Raw genomic sequence first — 3,304 nt, forward strand, 5'->3', positions numbered from 1 at the left:
AAGTTCATTGACATGTTGAGCAGAGAATGCGGGTGTCGCGTGAAACCGGGCTAATGGTCCGGGGGATTGCGGCGTCCCGAACAAACCCGGCGTGCGTGCAAGAGGGCACGTTGGGAGTCCAAGTGGACAAGGGCGTACGGGGGATGCCTAGGCTCTCAGAGGCGAAGAAGGACGTGGCAAGCTGCGATAAGCCGCGGGGACCGGCACATACGGTGTGATCCGCGGATGTCCGAATGGGGCAACCCATCCTGAGTGATCAGGATATTCCGCAAGGAAGGCGAACCCGGGGAACTGAAACATCTAAGTACCCGGAGGAAGAGAAAATAAGAATGATTCCGCAAGTAGTGGCGAGCGAAAACGGAAGAGCCCAAACCGTCCATGTTACGGCATGGGCGGGGTTGTAGGACCCGAGTAATGCGCATAAACGTGACCGGAACGCAGTGGGAACTGTGACCATAGGGGGTGAGAGTCCCGTACGGGAAGCGTGCGTGCGCAGTCGGGTATCCTGAGTAGGCCGGGACAGGAGAAATCCCGGTTGAATCCGCCGGCACCATCCGGTAAGGCTAAATACTCCTGAGAGACCGATAGTGAACCAGTACCGTGAGGGAAAGGTGAAAAGTACCGTGAATAACGGGGTGAAATAGAACCTGAAACCGTGCGCCTACAAGCGGTCGGAGCGCTGGATTGATCCAGTGTGACGGCGTGCCTTTTGCATAATGAGCCTACGAGTTACTCCTCATTGGCGAGGTTAAGGACATGAATGTCCGCAGCCGCAGCGAAAGCGAGTCCGAACAGGGCGAATTAGTCAGTGGGGGTAGACGCGAAACTTGGTGATCTACCCATGGCCAGGTTGAAGCTCCGGTAAAACGGAGTGGAGGACCGAACCGATAAGCGTTGAAAAGCTTCCGGATGAGCTGTGGGTAGGGGTGAAAGGCCAATCAAACCGAGAAATAGCTCGTACTCCCCGAAATGTTTTTAGGAACAGCGTCAGGGAATGTATGGCGGAGGTAGAGCTACCGATAGGACTAGGGGGAGTCATATCCTACCAAATCCTGACGAACTCCGAATGCCGTCATACAGTACTGGCAGTGAGGGCTGGGGTGCTAAGGTCCCAGTCCGAGAGGGAAAGAACCCGGACCCGCCGCTAAGGTCCCTGAATTTACACTAAGTTGAACAAAGGTGGTCCAGCTGCAGAGACAGCCAGGAGGTTAGCTTGGAAGCAGCTATTCCTTTAAAGAGTGCGTAACAGCTCACTGGTCGAGCGGCAGGGCGTCGATAATAATCGGGCATCAAGTGTAATACCGAAGCGCGGGATTGTACGCAGGTACAGTGGTAGGGGAGCATTCCAACGGCGGTGAATGTGGGGCGTGAGCCCTGCTGGAGCTTTTGGAAAAGCAAATGTAGGCATAAGTAACGATAATGGGGGCGGGAAACCCCCACACCGGTAGACCAAGGTTTCCTGATCAACGCTAATCGGATCAGGGTCAGTCGGGTCCTAAGGATAACCCGAAGGGGGATTCCGATGGCAAATGGGTTAATATTCCCATACCCGGCATGCAGGCGATGGAGTGACGGAGTAATGAAAGGCCCGCGCGGTGACGGAATACCGCGTTAAAGGGTGTAGGTATTGGGGCTGTAGTAAAATGCGCAGCCTTAGCCGAACCTGACAGTACCGGGCGTCTTCGGACAACCGGATAGTGGCCCTAAGCGCTTCCAAGAAAAACTTCTGGCGTTAAGCGCATGCCGGCCCGTACCGCAAACCGACACAGGTGGTCAAGGAGAGAATCCTGAGGTGCTCGAGTGAATCATGGCTAAGGAACTCGGCAAAATGGCCCTGTAACTTCGGGAGAAGGGGCGCCCCGGTGTAAGAACCGGGGCCGCAGTGAAAAGGCCCAGGCGACTGTTTATCAAAAACACATGGCTTTGCGAAATCGAAAGATGAGGTATAAGGCCTGACACCTGCCCGGTGCCGGAAGGTTAAGGGGGGACGTTAGTACGCAAGTGCGAAGCGTTGAACTGAAGCCCCGGTAAACGGCGGCCGTAACTATAACGGTCCTAAGGTAGCGAAATTCCTTGTCGGGTAAGTTCCGACCTGCACGAATGGTGTAACGATCTGGGCACTGTCTCAGCCATGAGCTCGGTGAAATTGTAGTCGCGGTGAAGATGCCGCGTACCCGCAACGGGACGGAAAGACCCCATGCACCTTTACTGCAACTTAACATTGGCATCGGGTAAACGATGTGTAGGATAGGCCGGAGGCTGTGAAGGGGTGTCGCCAGGCATCTTGGAGCCAACGTTGAAATACGGCCCTTTGTTTGCCTGATGTCTAATCCCCGAAGTGGGAGACATTGTTTGGTGGGTAGTTTGACTGGGGTGGTCGCCTCCAAAAGGATAACGGAGGCTTCCAAAGGTTCCCTCAGCACGCCTGGTAACCGTGCGCGGAGTGCAATAGCATAAGGGAGCTTGACTGTGAGGCCGACAAGCCGAACAGGGACGAAAGTCGGGTATAGTGATCCGGCGGTACCGCATGGAAGGGCCGTCGCTCAAAGGATAAAAGGTACGCTGGGGATAACAGGCTGATCTCCCCCAAGAGCTCATATCGACGGGGAGGTTTGGCACCTCGATGTCGGCTCGTCACATCCTGGGGCTGGAGAAGGTCCCAAGGGTTGGGCTGTTCGCCCATTAAAGTGGCACGCGAGCTGGGTTCAGAACGTCGTGAGACAGTTCGGTCCCTATCTGTTGCGGGCGTGAGAAGTCTGCGGGGGGCTGTCCTTAGTACGAGAGGACCGGGATGGACCGACCGCTGGTGTACCGGTTGTGGTGCCAACTGCACCGCCGGGTAGCTAAGTCGGGAAGAGATAAGCGCTGAAAGCATCTAAGTGCGAAACTCGCCCCAAGATGAGACTTCTGAATAAGGGCCGTCAGAGACGATGACGTCGATAGGCTGCAGGTGTAAAGCCAGCGATGGCATAGCCGAGCAGTACTAATAGCCCGGAAACTTGGGCACAGGGGCAACCCCCGCATTCTCTGCGAGACAATGTCATAAAAAGACAGGAAGACGAAGTCGGAAGACCGAAGACGGAAGTTGGAAAACCGGAGTCTAAAGTCTTACTGTAAAGAACACAAGAAATTAGGGCGTTCCGCCGAAAGGTTGGAAACACATGCCCGAAAGACATAGGCGGCCTCGCGCAGGGGTTCCACCTCTTCCCATCCCGAACAGAGAAGTTAAGCCCTGCAGCGCCGATGGTACTGGGGTTACACCCGGGAGAGTAGGTCGCCGCCTTACCTATCACAAGCCCCGAAC

General features: G+C 55.4%; 2 rRNA genes. Both read left to right on the plus strand.

What is annotated here, in order from left to right:
• Positions 1 to 116: 116 nt before the first annotated feature.
• A 23S ribosomal RNA gene (locus tag FQ608_RS26950) occupies positions 117 to 3,007 on the plus strand.
• A 167-nt stretch (positions 3,008 to 3,174) separates the two neighbouring features.
• Positions 3,175 to 3,286, plus strand: a 5S ribosomal RNA gene (rrf, locus tag FQ608_RS26955).
• The last annotated feature ends 18 nt before the right edge of the window (positions 3,287 to 3,304 follow it).

The sequence above is a fragment of the Lunatibacter salilacus genome, from assembly GCF_009797935.1.
Classification (GTDB): domain Bacteria; phylum Bacteroidota; class Bacteroidia; order Cytophagales; family Cyclobacteriaceae; genus Lunatibacter; species Lunatibacter salilacus.